Annotated in this window: 17 protein-coding genes and 5 tRNA genes; 16 read left to right on the forward strand and 6 right to left on the reverse strand. The window is 71.4% G+C overall.

Annotation, left to right across the window (positions count from 1 at the left end; all coding sequences use genetic code 11):
* The first annotated feature begins 175 nt into the window (after positions 1-175).
* The 6 genes from ABZ371_RS18815 (at position 176) to ABZ371_RS18840 (ending at position 1,475) form a co-directional block, all read left to right on the forward strand.
* The gene (locus tag ABZ371_RS18815; protein ID WP_358680650.1) at positions 176-895 is read left to right on the forward strand and encodes an HAD family hydrolase; all 720 of its coding nucleotides are present in this window, start codon (positions 176-178) and stop codon (positions 893-895) included.
* Positions 896-980: 85 nt separating this feature from the next.
* A tRNA-Gln gene (locus ABZ371_RS18820) sits at positions 981-1,052 on the forward strand.
* Between the two features lie 18 nt (positions 1,053-1,070).
* Positions 1,071-1,143, forward strand: a tRNA-Glu gene (locus ABZ371_RS18825).
* Positions 1,144-1,227: 84 nt separating this feature from the next.
* Positions 1,228-1,300: transfer RNA gene (locus ABZ371_RS18830), tRNA-Glu, on the forward strand.
* Positions 1,301-1,312: 12 nt separating this feature from the next.
* A tRNA-Gln gene (locus ABZ371_RS18835) sits at positions 1,313-1,384 on the forward strand.
* Between the two features lie 18 nt (positions 1,385-1,402).
* Positions 1,403-1,475, forward strand: a tRNA-Glu gene (locus tag ABZ371_RS18840).
* A 173-nt stretch (positions 1,476-1,648) separates the two neighbouring features.
* Here the strand turns inward: ABZ371_RS18840 and ndgR are convergent.
* Positions 1,649-2,365, reverse strand: a complete 717-nt coding sequence (gene ndgR, locus ABZ371_RS18845; RefSeq protein ID WP_014048551.1) for an IclR family transcriptional regulator NdgR — start codon at positions 2,363-2,365, stop codon at positions 1,649-1,651.
* A gap of 174 nt (positions 2,366-2,539) precedes the next feature.
* Between ndgR and leuC the strand changes: the two genes are divergently transcribed.
* From leuC to ABZ371_RS18865, 4 genes are all read left to right on the forward strand, one after another.
* Positions 2,540-3,964, forward strand: a complete 1,425-nt coding sequence (leuC, locus tag ABZ371_RS18850) for a 3-isopropylmalate dehydratase large subunit (RefSeq protein WP_358680654.1) — start codon at positions 2,540-2,542, stop codon at positions 3,962-3,964.
* 5 nt (positions 3,965-3,969) lie between these two features.
* Positions 3,970-4,563, forward strand: coding sequence for a 3-isopropylmalate dehydratase small subunit (leuD, locus tag ABZ371_RS18855; protein WP_358680657.1), 594 nt, complete (start codon positions 3,970-3,972; stop codon positions 4,561-4,563).
* A gap of 104 nt (positions 4,564-4,667) precedes the next feature.
* Complete coding sequence (locus ABZ371_RS18860; protein WP_358680660.1) at positions 4,668-4,895, forward strand: hypothetical protein; 228 nt, start codon at positions 4,668-4,670, stop codon at positions 4,893-4,895.
* A 143-nt stretch (positions 4,896-5,038) separates the two neighbouring features.
* Entirely contained in the window at positions 5,039-5,689 is a 651-nt protein-coding gene (locus tag ABZ371_RS18865) for an HU family DNA-binding protein (RefSeq protein WP_358680663.1), read from the forward strand.
* Positions 5,690-5,804: 115 nt separating this feature from the next.
* Here ABZ371_RS18865 and ABZ371_RS18870 read toward each other — a convergent pair whose 3' ends face one another.
* Together ABZ371_RS18870 and cofC are read right to left on the reverse strand one after the other, a co-directional pair.
* Positions 5,805-6,008 carry a hypothetical protein gene (locus ABZ371_RS18870; RefSeq protein WP_358680666.1) on the reverse strand — a complete coding sequence of 68 codons (204 nt, stop codon included), beginning with the start codon at positions 6,006-6,008 and terminating at the stop codon, positions 5,805-5,807.
* Between the two features lie 10 nt (positions 6,009-6,018).
* Positions 6,019-6,684, reverse strand: a complete 666-nt coding sequence (gene cofC / locus ABZ371_RS18875; RefSeq protein ID WP_358680692.1) for a 2-phospho-L-lactate guanylyltransferase — start codon at positions 6,682-6,684, stop codon at positions 6,019-6,021.
* A 168-nt stretch (positions 6,685-6,852) separates the two neighbouring features.
* Here cofC and ABZ371_RS18880 point away from each other — a divergent pair, with 168 nt between their 5' ends.
* From ABZ371_RS18880 to ABZ371_RS18890, 3 genes are read left to right on the forward strand one after another with little or no spacing between them, the layout of a single operon-like run.
* Positions 6,853-7,605 (forward strand): lysophospholipid acyltransferase family protein, encoded by a 753-nt coding sequence (locus tag ABZ371_RS18880; RefSeq protein WP_358680669.1) that lies wholly within the window; start codon positions 6,853-6,855, stop codon positions 7,603-7,605.
* The gene (locus ABZ371_RS18885; protein WP_358680672.1) at positions 7,602-8,612 is read left to right on the forward strand and encodes an NAD(P)H-dependent glycerol-3-phosphate dehydrogenase; all 1,011 of its coding nucleotides are present in this window, start codon (positions 7,602-7,604) and stop codon (positions 8,610-8,612) included. Before ABZ371_RS18880 ends, ABZ371_RS18885 begins: the two co-directional genes overlap by 4 nt.
* A gap of 34 nt (positions 8,613-8,646) precedes the next feature.
* Positions 8,647-9,852, forward strand: a complete 1,206-nt coding sequence (locus ABZ371_RS18890; RefSeq protein ID WP_358680675.1) for a D-alanine--D-alanine ligase family protein — start codon at positions 8,647-8,649, stop codon at positions 9,850-9,852.
* 54 nt (positions 9,853-9,906) lie between these two features.
* Here the strand turns inward: ABZ371_RS18890 and ABZ371_RS18895 are convergent, their stop codons facing one another.
* The gene (locus ABZ371_RS18895; protein WP_358680678.1) at positions 9,907-10,395 is read right to left on the reverse strand and encodes a DUF3515 domain-containing protein; all 489 of its coding nucleotides are present in this window, start codon (positions 10,393-10,395) and stop codon (positions 9,907-9,909) included.
* A gap of 20 nt (positions 10,396-10,415) precedes the next feature.
* The gene (locus ABZ371_RS18900; RefSeq protein ID WP_069170487.1) at positions 10,416-10,649 is read right to left on the reverse strand and encodes an Lrp/AsnC ligand binding domain-containing protein; all 234 of its coding nucleotides are present in this window, start codon (positions 10,647-10,649) and stop codon (positions 10,416-10,418) included.
* Positions 10,650-10,966: 317 nt separating this feature from the next.
* Between ABZ371_RS18900 and ABZ371_RS18905 the strand changes: the two genes are divergently transcribed.
* A complete protein-coding gene (locus ABZ371_RS18905) occupies positions 10,967-11,938 on the forward strand; it encodes a thiamine-phosphate kinase (RefSeq protein ID WP_358680681.1) in 972 nt (323 codons plus the stop codon).
* A gap of 10 nt (positions 11,939-11,948) precedes the next feature.
* The gene (gene thiD, locus ABZ371_RS18910; RefSeq protein ID WP_358680684.1) at positions 11,949-12,764 is read left to right on the forward strand and encodes a bifunctional hydroxymethylpyrimidine kinase/phosphomethylpyrimidine kinase; all 816 of its coding nucleotides are present in this window, start codon (positions 11,949-11,951) and stop codon (positions 12,762-12,764) included.
* 107 nt (positions 12,765-12,871) lie between these two features.
* Here thiD and rpmB read toward each other — a convergent pair whose 3' ends face one another.
* Positions 12,872-13,057, reverse strand: coding sequence for a 50S ribosomal protein L28 (rpmB, locus tag ABZ371_RS18915; RefSeq protein WP_003965989.1), 186 nt, complete (start codon positions 13,055-13,057; stop codon positions 12,872-12,874).
* A 253-nt stretch (positions 13,058-13,310) separates the two neighbouring features.
* On the opposite strand from rpmB, the gene ABZ371_RS18920 reads away from it, so the two are divergent.
* Positions 13,311-13,727, forward strand: a 417-nt coding sequence (locus tag ABZ371_RS18920; protein WP_358680689.1) for a DAK2 domain-containing protein, incomplete at its 3' end; no start/stop codon positions are given.

Genomic DNA, 13,727 nt, shown 5'->3' on the forward strand with positions numbered 1-13,727 from the left:
CCGCCGCGCGGCGGCGGTCTTATCGCGGCGCGGGTCGCGGCGGGTTCGCGCCCGCGGGGGGCCGGGGGGAGCCCCCCCCGCCCCCGCCCGTCGGTGTGTCCGGGCACACCCGGCGACCGCTCCCGTCCTCCGCGGCCGGTACCGGTCGCCGGCGGTGGACGGTAGGTTCGGGGCCATGGCCATCCGCGCCGTCCTCTGGGACATCGACGACACGATCTTCGACTACTCGGGAGCCGACCGCGCAGGCATGCGCAAGCACCTGGAGACCGAGGGCTTCCCCGAGGGGTACGGCTCCCTGGAGCAGGCCCTCGACGTCTGGAAGGCCGTCACGGACGTGCAGTGGGCGCGCTTCGCCGCGGGGGAGGTCGACTTCCCGGGCCAGCGGCGTGAGCGCGTACGGGCGTTCCTCGGGCGGTGGCTGAGCGACGGCGAGGCCGACGGCTGGTTCGGTCGGCACGCCGCCCACTACGAGGCGGCCTGGCGGCTCTTCCCGGACACCCTGCCGGTCCTGGACCGGCTGGCGGGCGGCTTCCGCCACGCCGTCCTGTCGAACTCCAGCATCCACAACCAGGACCGCAAGCTGCGGGCGCTCGGCGTGCGGGACCGTTTCGAGGCGGTGGTGTGCGCCGTCGAGCTCGGGGTGTCCAAGCCCGAGGCGGCGGCCTTCCACGCCGCGTGCCAGGTGCTGGAACTGGACCCGCACGAGGTGGCGTACGTCGGCAACGAGCCCGACATCGACGCGGGCGGAGCCGTGGCCGCGGGGCTCGCCGGGATCTGGCTGGACCGGGACGGGCGCGGCGGCCGGCCCGAGCTGGTCAGGATCACGGGGCTCCACGAGCTGCCCGGCCTGCTGGCGGGCGATACCCGTTTTGGAGCGCCGGACACCTTCGGGTAATGTTCTTCCTGCGCCGCCCGAGCGGGCCGGAAGATCCGGTCGGGAAGCGCAGACAGAAACAACACCCCAAGGGGTTGCGTTTCAGTGGGCTATGGTGTAATTGGCAACACTACGGTTTCTGGTACCGTCATTCTAGGTTCGAGTCCTGGTAGCCCAGCGCAAGACCGAAGTACAAGCCCCCGTTGTGTAGCGGCCTAGCACGCTGCCCTCTCACGGCAGTAGCGCCGGTTCGAATCCGGTCGGGGGTACAGATCCATCCCGCGAGAACATCTGGGTCGCACCCACGTTCTTCGGTGACAACACCCGGCTGCGGCCGGGTGAGGATCGCTAGGGCCCCCGTTGTGTAGCGGCCTAGCACGCTGCCCTCTCACGGCAGTAGCGCCGGTTCGAATCCGGTCGGGGGTACTTGCAACACCATGGGCTATGGTGTAATTGGCAACACTACGGTTTCTGGTACCGTCATTCTAGGTTCGAGTCCTGGTAGCCCAGCGCAACACCGTAGGACAAGCCCCCGTTGTGTAGCGGCCTAGCACGCTGCCCTCTCACGGCAGTAGCGCCGGTTCGAATCCGGTCGGGGGTACAACACGGCAGTACAGGAAGGCCCTTCACCTCGGTGGAGGGCCTCTCTTCTTGTGCGCGCGGCGAAGCCGGCGACGCCCGGAAGGTGGGGGCTCCGCCCAAGTCGCGGGGACGGGGAGGGTTGTTCGGGGCCGCCACGACGCTGGGGCGGCCGGGAAGGGCGAGGCGGGTGGGTCAGCCGGTGCGGCGCAGCGCCTCACTCAGCCGCGCGGCCGAGTCGATGACCGCCTGGGCGTGCATCCGCCCGGGGTGGCGGGTCAGCCGCTCGATCGGCCCGGAGACGGAGACGGCGGCGACCACGCGGTTCGACGGCCCGCGGACCGGCGCCGACACCGAGGCCACACCCGGCTCACGCTCGCCGATCGACTGCGCCCAGCCCCGCCGCCGTACGCCCGAGAGCGCCGTGGCCGTGAAGCGGGCGCCCTGCAGTCCCCGGTGCAGGCGTTCCGGCTCCTCCCAGGCCATCAGGATCTGCGCCGAGGAACCCGCCTTCATGGTGAGCGTGGAACCGACCGGCACGGTGTCCCGCAGTCCGGACAGCCGCTCGGCCGCCGCCACGCAGATGCGCATGTCGCCCTGGCGGCGGTAGAGCTGCGCGCTCTCGCCCGTGATGTCGCGCAGGTGTGTGAGTACGGGTCCGGCCGTGGCCAGGAGGCGGTCCTCGCCGGCCGCGGCCGCGAGCTCCGCGAGCCGGGGGCCGAGGATGAAACGGCCCTGCATGTCCCTCGCCACCATGCGGTGGTGTTCGAGTGCCACGGCCAGTCGGTGTGCCGTGGGCCGTGCGAGCCCGGTCGCCGCGACCAGCCCGGCGAGGGTGGCCGGACCGGACTCCAGGGCGCTCAATACCAGAGCTGCCTTGTCGAGAACGCCGACGCCGCTAGAGTTGTCCATACGACGATACTCGCGTCTCACTCTGTGAAACGCAAGTTCAATTTTCTCCAGAAGTTGCGAACCTGTAGGAGCGGCCGTACGACGGCCCGCAGTCGCCGCCCGCTCGGGGGTCCGGACGGCGGCGCACCGAAATCTCTAGTTGGGCCGGCGAGGACGCCGGCCGGAGGGAAAGCGATGGGTAGGACACTCGCGGAGAAGGTCTGGGACGACCACGTCGTCCGGCGCGCGGAGGGCGAGCCCGACCTTCTCTTCATCGATCTGCACCTGCTGCACGAGGTGACCAGCCCGCAGGCGTTCGACGGCCTGCGTCAGGCCGGCCGCCCGGTCCGGCGCCTCGACCTCACCATCGCCACCGAGGACCACAACACCCCGACCCTCGACATCGACAAGCCGATCGCCGACCCGGTCTCCCGCGCCCAGCTGGAGACCCTGCGCAAGAACTGCGCGGAGTTCGGCGTCCGCCTGCACCCGCTCGGCGACGTCGAGCAGGGCGTCGTGCACGTCGTGGGGCCGCAGCTCGGCCTGACCCAGCCCGGCACCACGGTCGTCTGCGGCGACTCGCACACCTCCACCCACGGCGCTTTCGGCGCGCTGGCCTTCGGCATCGGCACGAGCCAGGTCGAGCACGTCCTGGCGACCCAGACGCTGCCGATGGCCCGCCCCCGCACCATGGCGATCACCGTCGAGGGCGAACTCCCGGAGACCGTCACCGCCAAGGACCTCATCCTGGCGATCATCACCCGCATCGGCACCGGCGGCGGTCAGGGATACATCATCGAGTACCGCGGCTCCGCCATCGAGAAGCTCTCGATGGAGGCCCGGATGACCATCTGCAACATGTCGATCGAGGCCGGCGCCCGCGCGGGCATGATCGCCCCGGACGCCACCACCTTCGACTACCTGCGCGGGCGCGACCACGCCCCCGAGGGTGCGGAGTGGGACGCCGCCGTCGCGTACTGGAAGACGCTGCGCACCGACGACGACGCCGTCTTCGACGCCGAGGTCGTCATCGACGCCACCGAACTCGCGCCGTTCGTCACCTGGGGCACCAACCCGGGCCAGGGCGCTCCGCTGTCGGCCAGCGTCCCCGACCCCGCGTCGTACGAGGACGCCTCGGAGCGCCACGCGGCCGAAAGGGCCCTGGAGTACATGGGGTTGACCGCCGGCCAGCCGCTGCGTGAGATCAGTGTGGACACGGTGTTCGTAGGTTCGTGCACCAACGGCCGCATCGAGGACCTGCGCAACGCGGCCGGAGTCATCGAGGGCCGCAAAGTCGCCGACGGCGTACGGATGCTGGTTGTGCCGGGCTCCGTCCGGGTCGCCCTCCAGGCCGTCGAGGAGGGCCTGGACAAGGTCTTCACCGCCGCCGGAGCCGAATGGCGGCACGCCGGCTGCTCGATGTGCCTCGGCATGAACCCCGACCAGCTGGCCCCCGGCGAGCGCTCCGCCTCCACCTCGAACCGGAACTTCGAGGGCAGGCAGGGCAAGGGCGGCCGCACCCACCTGGTCTCCCCGCAGGTCGCCGCCGCCACCGCCGTGCTGGGCCGTCTGGCCTCGCCGGCCGATCTGTCCGACGCCCGTACGCCCGCCGGAGTCTGAGAGTCATGGAAGCATTCACCGCACACACCGGCCGGGCCGTCCCGCTGCGCCGCAGCAACGTCGACACCGACCAGATCATCCCCGCGCACTGGCTGAAGAAGGTCACCCGCGACGGGTTCGAGGACGGCCTGTTCGAGGCGTGGCGCAAGGACGGGGACTTCGTCCTCAACCGCCCCGAGCGCGAGGGCGCCTCGGTCCTGGTGGCCGGTCCCGACTTCGGTACGGGATCCTCCCGTGAGCACGCCGTCTGGGCCCTGCAGAACTACGGCTTCAAGACGGTCATCTCCTCGCGGTTCGCCGACATCTTCCGCGGTAACTCGCTGAAGAACGGTCTGTTGACGGTCGTCCTCGACCAGCAGGTCGTCGACTCCCTGTGGGAGCTCACGGAGGCCGACCCGACGGCCGAGATCACGGTGGACCTGGAGAAGCGGCAGGTCCTCGCCGAGGGCGTCACCGCCGACTTCGAGCTCGACGAGAACGCCCGCTGGCGACTGCTGAACGGTCTCGACGACATCAGCCTCACCCTTCAGAACGAAGCGGACATCGCGACTTACGAGGCGGCCAGGCCGTCCCACAAGCCGCGTACGATCAACGCCTGAACAGCGCTTTTCTCCGACTGCGCCCCCTGCCTTCCGGCAGGGGGCGCAGTCGCTTGTTGAGACCCCCTCGGGCGACAACTCGCCCCAGATGGCACAATCGGTGCATGGGACGCGACAGCCAACTCGAGCTCTACGGCCTCGTCGCGGACCGATTGAAGGAAGCGCACGCACGAGTGCGCGCACTGCAAGTCCCGGAGGACGTACGCATGGCGCTCTCCCGGAAGCTGATGGTCGTCACGGCCTCGGCCAAACACGATCTCCCGGGCGCGGCAAGGCGTCTGGACCGGTTGATGAAGGACCTCGATGAGGGCCGATTCCCCGAAGGTGGCTGACTCCGCGGAACAGTGCGGCGGTCGACTTCGTTGCGGCACTAGGGTGATTAGCCCGTTTCGTGTTTGATTTGCGGTATATATCTGCCTAACGTGCGAAAAAGCCTGAACGGTTTGGTTCCGGCAATGTCTCCGAAGGGGAAGACGTGAACAAGGCACAGCTCGTAGAAGCGATTGCCGACAAGGTCGGCGGCCGTCAGCAGGCCGCTGACGCCGTCGACGTGGTACTCGACGCGATCGTCCGCGCGGTCGTCGCGGGAGACCGTGTCTCGGTCACTGGCTTCGGCTCGTTCGAGAAGGTCGACCGCCCCGCCCGCTACGCGCGCAACCCGCAGACGGGCGAGCGCGTGCGGGTCAAGAAGACGTCCGTGCCCCGATTCCGTGCGGGGCAGGGCTTCAAGGACCTGGTCAGCGGCTCCAAGAAGCTCCCCAAGGGTGGCGAGGTCTCGGTCAAGAAGGCACCCAAGGGAAGCCTGTCGGGCGGTTCTTCCACCCGCACCACGGCGAAGGCCGCGGCCAAGAAGGCCACCGCCAAGAAGGCCACGGCGCGCAAGAGCACGGCCGCCGCCAAGAAGACCGCGCCCGCCGCCAAGACCGCCGCGAAGAAGACCTCCGCACCGGCCAAGAAGGCCACGCCGACGGCGAAGAAGGCCGCCCCCGCGAAGAAGGCCACGACGAAGAAGGCCGTCGCCGCCAAGACCGCGCCCGCCAAGAAGACCACGGCGAAGAAGGCGCCCGCGAAGAAGACCACGGCACGCACCACAGCGGCCAAGAAGGTCACCGCACGCAAGAAGTGAGACCGGGCGCCGACCCCTTCTCCGACGCGCCGGGCCGGGCTCCCCTGGGGGAGCCCGGCCCGCGGGCTGTCCGGGGCCGGGTCCGCGGGCCGGCCAGGATCGGTACGCGAGCCGATCAGAGCGTCTGGAGCGTCACCAGGGTGATGCGGAGCGAGGGGCCCTCGCCCTCGGTCTCGATCCGCACCCGCTGCCCCGGCCGCAGCAGCAGCAGGCCGCCCGCGTCGAAGGCGGGGGCGTCGAAGTCCACCGGGGTGCCGTCGTCGAGCAGCACGCTGCCGGTCCGGGTCGCGGAGTCGTACGTGAACGAGGTCGCCTGCATGGACGGCAGCCTATCGGTCGGGCCCCGGGGCCGCGGCGGCCGTCAGACCCGCGGTGTACCGCCCCACACCCAGACCCAGCGCCACCCGCAGGTCGTCTCCCGTGTCCACGTCCCTGCGGATCGAGTCGAGGCCCGGAGCCGAGATCTCGACCGCCCCCGACCGCAGGTGCCGGGCCCTGGACGGCCCGCCGAAAGACGGCCGCAATTCGAATCCCGGCAGCGCCGAGAGAAACGTGGTGCCGATTCCCTGGGCATCGCTGACAAATGCGCGGGAAAAAGAGGAGGAGAATTCGAGAACCCGCGCCAATTCCTCCGGACGCAGGGCGGGCAGATCCGCGTTGAGCGCGGCGAGAGCCGCCCCGGGCCGCCGGGAGCGCACCGAGCGCGCCCCGTGCTCCAGCGCCGCGTCGAGCCCGGCCGCCGGCGAGTCCGCCAGGGTGCGCGCGCCCAGCGCGGAGAGGGCGGGGCCGGCCACCGGGTCGTCCGTGACGACGACCACATCCCGCACCCCCGCGCACGACAGCGCCGCCGCCACCGTGTCGAGGGCGAACGCCAGGGCGAGGCGGGGGCGGAGCTCCTCACCCGCTGTCCGGCCGAGCCTGCTCTTCGCCCGGGCGAGCGGCTTGAGCGGGACGACCAGGGACCAGGGGCCGGTCGGGTCGGTATTCGTGGCGATCTCCCCCTCCGTACGGGCAAGCCCCCATTCTCGCCTGCCGGTGCGACAACCCGGAGGTCCGCCCCCATGGGCGAGGCGTACGGTGTTCTCCACGCACCAGGGCCCCGTAGCGAGGCAGCAGCGCCGCGAGCCCCGCAGCTTCTCAGTCCCCTAGAGGAAGGCCTCCGAGTGTCCCGCCGCAGAATCGGCTTCTGGTACCGCCTGGCGGCGGCCATCGCGAAACCACCCCTGGTCGTCCTGTTCAAGCGCGACTGGCGGGGAATGGAACACATTCCGGCCGAGGGCGGATTCATCACCGCGGTCAATCACAACTCGTACCTGGACCCGCTGTCGTACGGGCATTTCCAGTACAACAGCGGCAGGGTCCCCAGGCTCCTCGCCAAGGCCGGACTGTTCCGGGCGCCCTTCGTCGGAATGATCCTGCGCGGCACCGGGCAGATCCCCGTCTACCGCGAGACGACCAACGCGCTCGACGCGTTCCGCGCCGCGGTGGCCGCGATCGAGCAGGGCGAATGCGTCGCCTTCTACCCGGAGGGCACGCTCACCCGGGACCCCGACATGTGGCCCATGGCCGGCAAGACCGGCGCCGCCCGGGTCGCGCTGATGACCAAGGCCCCGGTCATCCCCGTCGCCCAGTGGGGCGCCAACCTCGCGATGCCGCCCTACGCCAAGAGGAACAAGCTCCGGCTGTTCCCCCGCAAGACCCTCCAGGTGCAGGCCGGGCCGCCGGTCGACCTCTCCCGCTTCCACGGTGTCGAGCCGACCCCCGAGGTACTGCGCCAGGCGACCGAGGCGATCATGTCCGCCGTCACGGCCGAGCTGGAGGACCTGCGCGGCGAGAAGGCCCCCGCCGAGCTCTACGATCACCGCAAGGCCCGCGCGCAGCAGCGGCGCAAGGCAGAGGGAAAGGGACACACGTGACGCACCCCGGCAAAGCGGCCGTCTTCGGAACCGGCTCGTGGGGTACGGCCTTCGCCATGATCCTCGCGGACGCGGGCTGCGAGGTCACCCTGTGGGGCAGGCGCGCCGAGGTCGCCGAAGCCGTCAACACGACGCACACCAACCCCGGCTACCTGCCCGGGATCGAGCTCCCCGCGTCGATCCGGGCCACCACCGACCCCGCCGAGGCCCTGCGCGGCGCCGACTTCGCCGTCCTGGTCGTGCCCTCCCAGACGCTGCGCGCCAACCTCGCCGACTGGGCCCCGCACCTGGAGCGCGACACGGTCCTCGTCTCCCTGATGAAGGGCGTCGAACTCGGCACCGCGAAGCGGATGAGCGAGGTCGTCGAGGACGTCACCGCGGTCCCCGCCGACCGCATCGCCGTCGTCACCGGCCCCAACCTCGCCAAGGAGATCGCCGAACGCCGGCCCGCGGCCGCCGTCGTCGCCTGCGCGGACGAGACCGTCGCCCAGCGCCTCCAGGCCGCCTGCCACACCCCGTACTTCCGGCCCTACACCAACACCGACGTGGTCGGCTGCGAGCTCGGCGGCGCCGTCAAGAACGTCATCGGCCTCGCCGTGGGCATCGCCGACGGCATGGGCCTCGGCGACAACGCCAAGGGCTCGCTCATCACCCGGGGCCTCGCCGAGACCACCCGTCTGGGCCTGGCCATGGGCGCCGACCCGCTGACGTTCTCCGGACTCGCGGGCCTGGGCGACCTGGTGGCGACCTGCTCGTCACCCCTCTCGCGCAACCACACCTTCGGCACCAACCTCGGCCGCGGGATGACGCTCCAGGAGACGGCCGCCGTCACCAAGCAGACCGCCGAGGGCGTCAAGTCCTGCGAATCGGTGCTCGATCTGGCCCGCAGGCACGGAGTCGACATGCCGATCACCGAGACGGTCGTCGGAATCGTCCACGAGGGCAAGCCGCCGGTCGTCGCGCTCAAGGAGCTGATGTCGCGCAGCGCCAAGCCCGAGCGGCGCTGACTCGAGCCCTACCAGCAGGTACGCTCGTCGCGATATGAGCAGCCAGAACCTCCCCCAGCGCCCTGAGAGCCCCGAGAGCGCCGCCAGGAGCTCCGTGAGCTCCGAGCCGGGCGGCGAGCAGCGCCGCAAGCCGCGCGTCGCCGTCGTCTTCGGCGGCCGCAGCTCCGAACACGGCATCTCCGTCGTCACGGCCGGCGCCGTCATGAGTGCCGTCGACCGGACCAAGTACGACGTCCTGCCGATCGGCATCACCAGGGACGGCCGGTGGGTCCTCACCGCCGACGACCCGGCACGCATGGGCATCACGGACCGGCGGGTCCCCGACGTGGACCAGCTGGCCGACTCCGGGCGCGGCGCGGTGTCGTTCTCCGTCGACCCCGGCGACCGCGAGGTCGTCGTCAGCGAGCCGGGCGCGCTGCCCAGAGCACTCGGAGAGGTCGACGTCGTCTTCCCCGTGCTCCACGGACCGTACGGCGAGGACGGCACGCTCCAGGGGCTGCTGGAGCTCTCCGGCGTGCCCTACGTCGGCGCGGGCGTCCTCGCCTCCGCGGTCGGCCAGGACAAGGAGTACATGAAGCGGGTGTTCACCTCCTTCGGGCTGCCGGTCGGCCCGTACGAGGTGGTCCGCCCCCGCGAGTGGGAGTCGGACCGGCCCGCCGCCCGCAAGCGGATCATGGAGTTCGCCGCCGAACACGGCTGGCCCCTCTTCGTGAAGCCCGCCCGCGGCGGTTCCTCCGTGGGCATCACCAAGGTCGACGACCCCTCCGGTCTCGACGAGGCCATCGAGGAGGCCCGTCTGCACGACCCCAAGTTCCTCGTCGAGTCCCTGCTGCGGGGCCGCGAGATCGAGTGCGGCGTGCTGGAGTTCGAGGACGGGCCCCGCGCGAGCGTGCCGGCCGAGATCCCGCCGGTCACCGCGCACGACTTCTACGACTTCGAGGCCAAGTACATCGACTCGGCGGCCGGGCTGGTCCCCGCCCCCCTGACCGAGGAGCAGACCGCCGAGGTGCGCCGGCTCGCCGTCGAGGCGTTCGACGCCGCGTCCTGCGAGGGTCTGGTGCGCGCCGACTTCTTCCTCACCGAGGACGGCGGCTTCGTCATCAACGAGATCAACACCATGCCCGGCTTCACCCCGATCTCCATGTACCCGCGTATGTGGCAGGAGAGCGGCGTCGGCTACCCCGAGCTGGTGGACCGGCTCATCCAGGCGGCACTGAACCGCCCCACGGGACTGCGCTGACCCAGGGCCCCGTGTCCGGATCGCGCCGGCCCGGCGCGATCCGGACGGGCGTCCCTAGACGCTGTCGGGGACCGTCCCGCGGACGGGCTCCGCGAACGCCGACAGCGGGGTGACGTCGTGGGCGTACGCCTTCGAGAGCGTGACCTCGACGTATGCCTTGCGGTACGTCGTCGTGAACCGGGGGCCGGCGTCACCCCGCTGCTCGAGCAGCCAGTTGACGCCGTCCGCCTCGACGGCCTCGGACTGGGGGTCGTCCATCTTCGCGGGCCGGGGGACGCCGCAGCGCAGTACGATCGCCCCGTCCCCCCAGCCGGCGGTCAGCACCGACTCCGGTCCGGGATCACTCCGTTCGAGGCCGGTGACGGTCTTCGGCAGCTCCTCGTGCAGTGCCTCGCAGTACGCGGCCTCCCGCGACGACGGCGTGGGAACCGCGACCGAGGGAGCCGCGTCACCGGCGGAGCAGCCCGCCGCGGCCAGGACGGCCAGGGCGGCGGAAGGACCGAGCAGTACGGAGCGGCGGGGCCGGCGGCAGGCAGACGTCACCGGCCCAGCGTAGACGGGGGTCAGAGGTGGACGATCGGGCAGGTCAGGGTTCGGGTGATGCCGTCCACCTGCTGGACCTTGGCGACCACCATGCGGCCGAGGGCGTCGACCGTGTCGGCCTGCGCCCGCACGATCACGTCGTAGGGGCCTGTGACGTCCTCTGCCTGGATCACTCCCGGAAGTTTCGCGATGGTCTCGGCGACGAACGACGCCTTGCCCACCTCGGTCTGGATGAGGATGTACGCCTGTACCACGGAACCTCCAGGGCGGCCACGAGGATCATGTGGGGGAAAGGGACGCCACGGTATCGCGTTGCCGCGGGCCGCGGGGAGACCTGCGGGCCGGTTGACGCCCCCAGCGTGGCGTACGCACCACAGAAGTTGACGTATCTCCTGACGGTACCGACAGCAGCAGGGGCCCGCGACCGCGGGCCCACCGGAGCGGAAGAGGGACGACTCCCGTGAGCCGCCGGTCCGCCGGCGGCCGGAGCCGTCCTGTCCACGGCCCGGACGACCGGCCGCTGAAGCAGCCCGGACAGCCGTCCGGTGCGATAGATGAGAGGTGAGACTCGGTGAAGGGAACCGTGGGCGAGTTGGGGGAGTTCGGGCTCATCAGAGAGCTCACGTCCCGGCTCACCACCACTCCGGCGGTACGGCTGGGGCCCGGCGACGACGCCGCGGTCGTGGCCGCTCCCGACCGCAGGGTCGTGGCCAGTACGGACATCCTGCTGGAAGGGCGGCACTTCCGCCGCGACTGGTCGACGGCGTACGACGTCGGGCGCAAGGCAGCCGCACAGAACCTCGCCGACATCGCGGCCATGGGCGCCGTGCCGACGGCGCTGCTCCTCGGCCTCGTCGTACCCGCCGATCTCCCCGTCACCTGGGCCACCGAGCTCATGGACGGGCTGCGGGACGAATGCCAGGTCGCCGGGGCGGCCGTCGTCGGCGGCGACGTCGTCGGCGGCGACACCATCACCGTGTCCATCACCGCCCTCGGCGACCTGCGCAACCACGAACCCGTGACCCGCAGCGGTGCCCGCCCCGGGGACGTGGTGGCCGTCACGGGCTGGCTGGGCTGGTCCGCGGCGGGATTCGCCGTGCTCTCCCGCGGCTTCCGCTCGCCGCGCGCCTTCGTGGAGGCCCACCGGCGTCCCGAACCGCCGTACCACGCGGGCCCCGCGGCCGCCGGACTGGGCGCCACCGCGATGACCGACGTCAGCGACGGACTCGTCGCCGACCTCGGTCACATCGCGGAGGCCAGCAAGGTCCGCATCGATCTGCGCTCCGGACTGATCGACATCCCCTCCCAGATGGCCGACATCGGCCAGGCGGTCGGCGTCGACCCCCTGCAGTGGGTGCTCACGGGGGGAGAGGACCACGCGATCGTCGCGACGTTCCCGCCCGACGTGAAGCTCCCCGCCCGCTGGAAGGTGATCGGCGAGGTCCTCAACCCCTCGGCCCTGCCCCAGGTCACCGTCGACGGGGCTCCGTGGACGAGCAAGGGCGGCTGGGACCATTTCGGTTCGATCGAGGACGCCCAGTAGATTCCCGGGCATGACCGCAACCACCGCCGTACCGCCCCGCGTGCTCACCGTCGCCGGATCCGACTCCGGCGGCGGTGCGGGCATCCAGGCCGACCTGAAGACGATGCTGGCCCTCGGCACCCACGGCATGAGCGTGCTGACCGCGGTGACCGCCCAGAACTCGCTGGGGGTGCAGGGGGCCTGGGAGTTGCCGGTGGAGGCCGTGCGCGCCCAGTACCGCAGCGTCGTCGACGACATGGGCGTCCAGGCCGTGAAGACCGGCATGCTGTCCTCGGCCGCCCTCGTGGAGACGGTGGCCGCGCTCCTCGCGGACACCGGCGCCCCCGTGGTCGTCGACCCGGTCGGGGTCTCCAAGCACGGTGACGCGCTGCTCGCCGCCGAGGCCCTGGACTCCGTACGGACGCGGCTGCTGCCCGTCGCGACGGTGGCCACCCCCAACCTCGACGAGGTGACCCAGCTCACCGGCATCGAGGTGACCGATGAGGCCGCCATGCGCGGGGCCGCCGAAGCGGTGCTCTCCTTCGGGCCGCGCTGGGTGGTCGTGAAGGGCGGTCACCTGCCCGGCGAGGCCGTGGACCTGCTGACGGACGGCAGCGAGGAACACTGGCTGCGCGCGCCCAGGCTCGACAACCGGCACACCCACGGCACCGGCTGCACCCTGGCCTCCGCGATCGCCTGCGGACTCGCCCGGGGCCAGGACGTGCCGACCGCGGTGAGGGGCGCGAAGGCGTACGTCACCGGCGCGATACGGGCGGGCTTCGCGCTGGGCGGCGGGATCGGCCCCGTCGACCACGGCTGGCTCACCCGCGCGGGCACGACCGCCTGAGGAGCACCGCGGCGGCGGAACCACCGCGGCGGAGCACAGCAAAAAGCCGGTCCACCGAAGGGGACCGGCTTTTTGGGCAACCGGAAGGCTGCGCTACGACGGGGACGTCAGCGCGCGACCTTGCCGGCCTTGATGCACGAGGTGCAGACGTTGAGCCGCTTCGGCGTCCGACCGACCACGGCACGCACGCGCTGGATGTTGGGATTCCAGCGACGGGACGTACGGCGGTGCGAGTGCGAAATGCTGTTGCCGAAGCTCGGCCCCTTGCCGCAAACGTCGCAGTTGGCAGCCACGGGTCACTCCAAAGACTTCAGATGCACTTACAGTGAATTCCGGCACGCCGGAATCATTTTACTGAAGTGGCGGTACCGGAGGAATGTCCCGACTCTCGTCGGGCAACCGGAGCAGCATACAACGCCTGCTTCGGAGATACGAAACTACCACGGGTCGCCGGCTCACCCGCCCCGCCCCTGTCCCCGGCGGCCGCCCCGCGCAGGGCTAACCTGCGGTGCAGTCCGCCCCCGGCCGCCCCAAGGAGGACCAACGGTGCCGCAACCCCCCGACGACCTGGACGCCGTCGCGGTGCGCACCTGGTGCTCCCTGGCCCTGGAGGCCCTGGGGCGCGAGCGCCGGGCGATCGACGCGATCAACGTCTTCCCGGTCGCCGACGGGGACACCGGCACGAACCTCTACCTGACCGTCGAGTCGGCGGCGGCGGCCGTCGAAGCCGTGTTCGCCGCCCACGAGACGGGTACCACCACGCCCACCCCCGCCGACGCCGTACGCGCCATGGCGCACGGGGCGCTGATCGGCGCCCGGGGGAACTCCGGCACCATCCTGGCCCAGCTGCTGCGAGGCATGGCGGGGGTGCTCGCCGAGGCGGGTGACGCCGACCATCTGCGCGGGGCACTGACCGAGGCGGCCGCCGCCGCGCGGCAGGCCGTCGCCCACCCCGTGGAGGGC

Source organism: Streptomyces sp. NPDC005899, assembly GCF_040629645.1.
Taxonomy (GTDB): Bacteria; Actinomycetota; Actinomycetes; order Streptomycetales; family Streptomycetaceae; genus Streptomyces.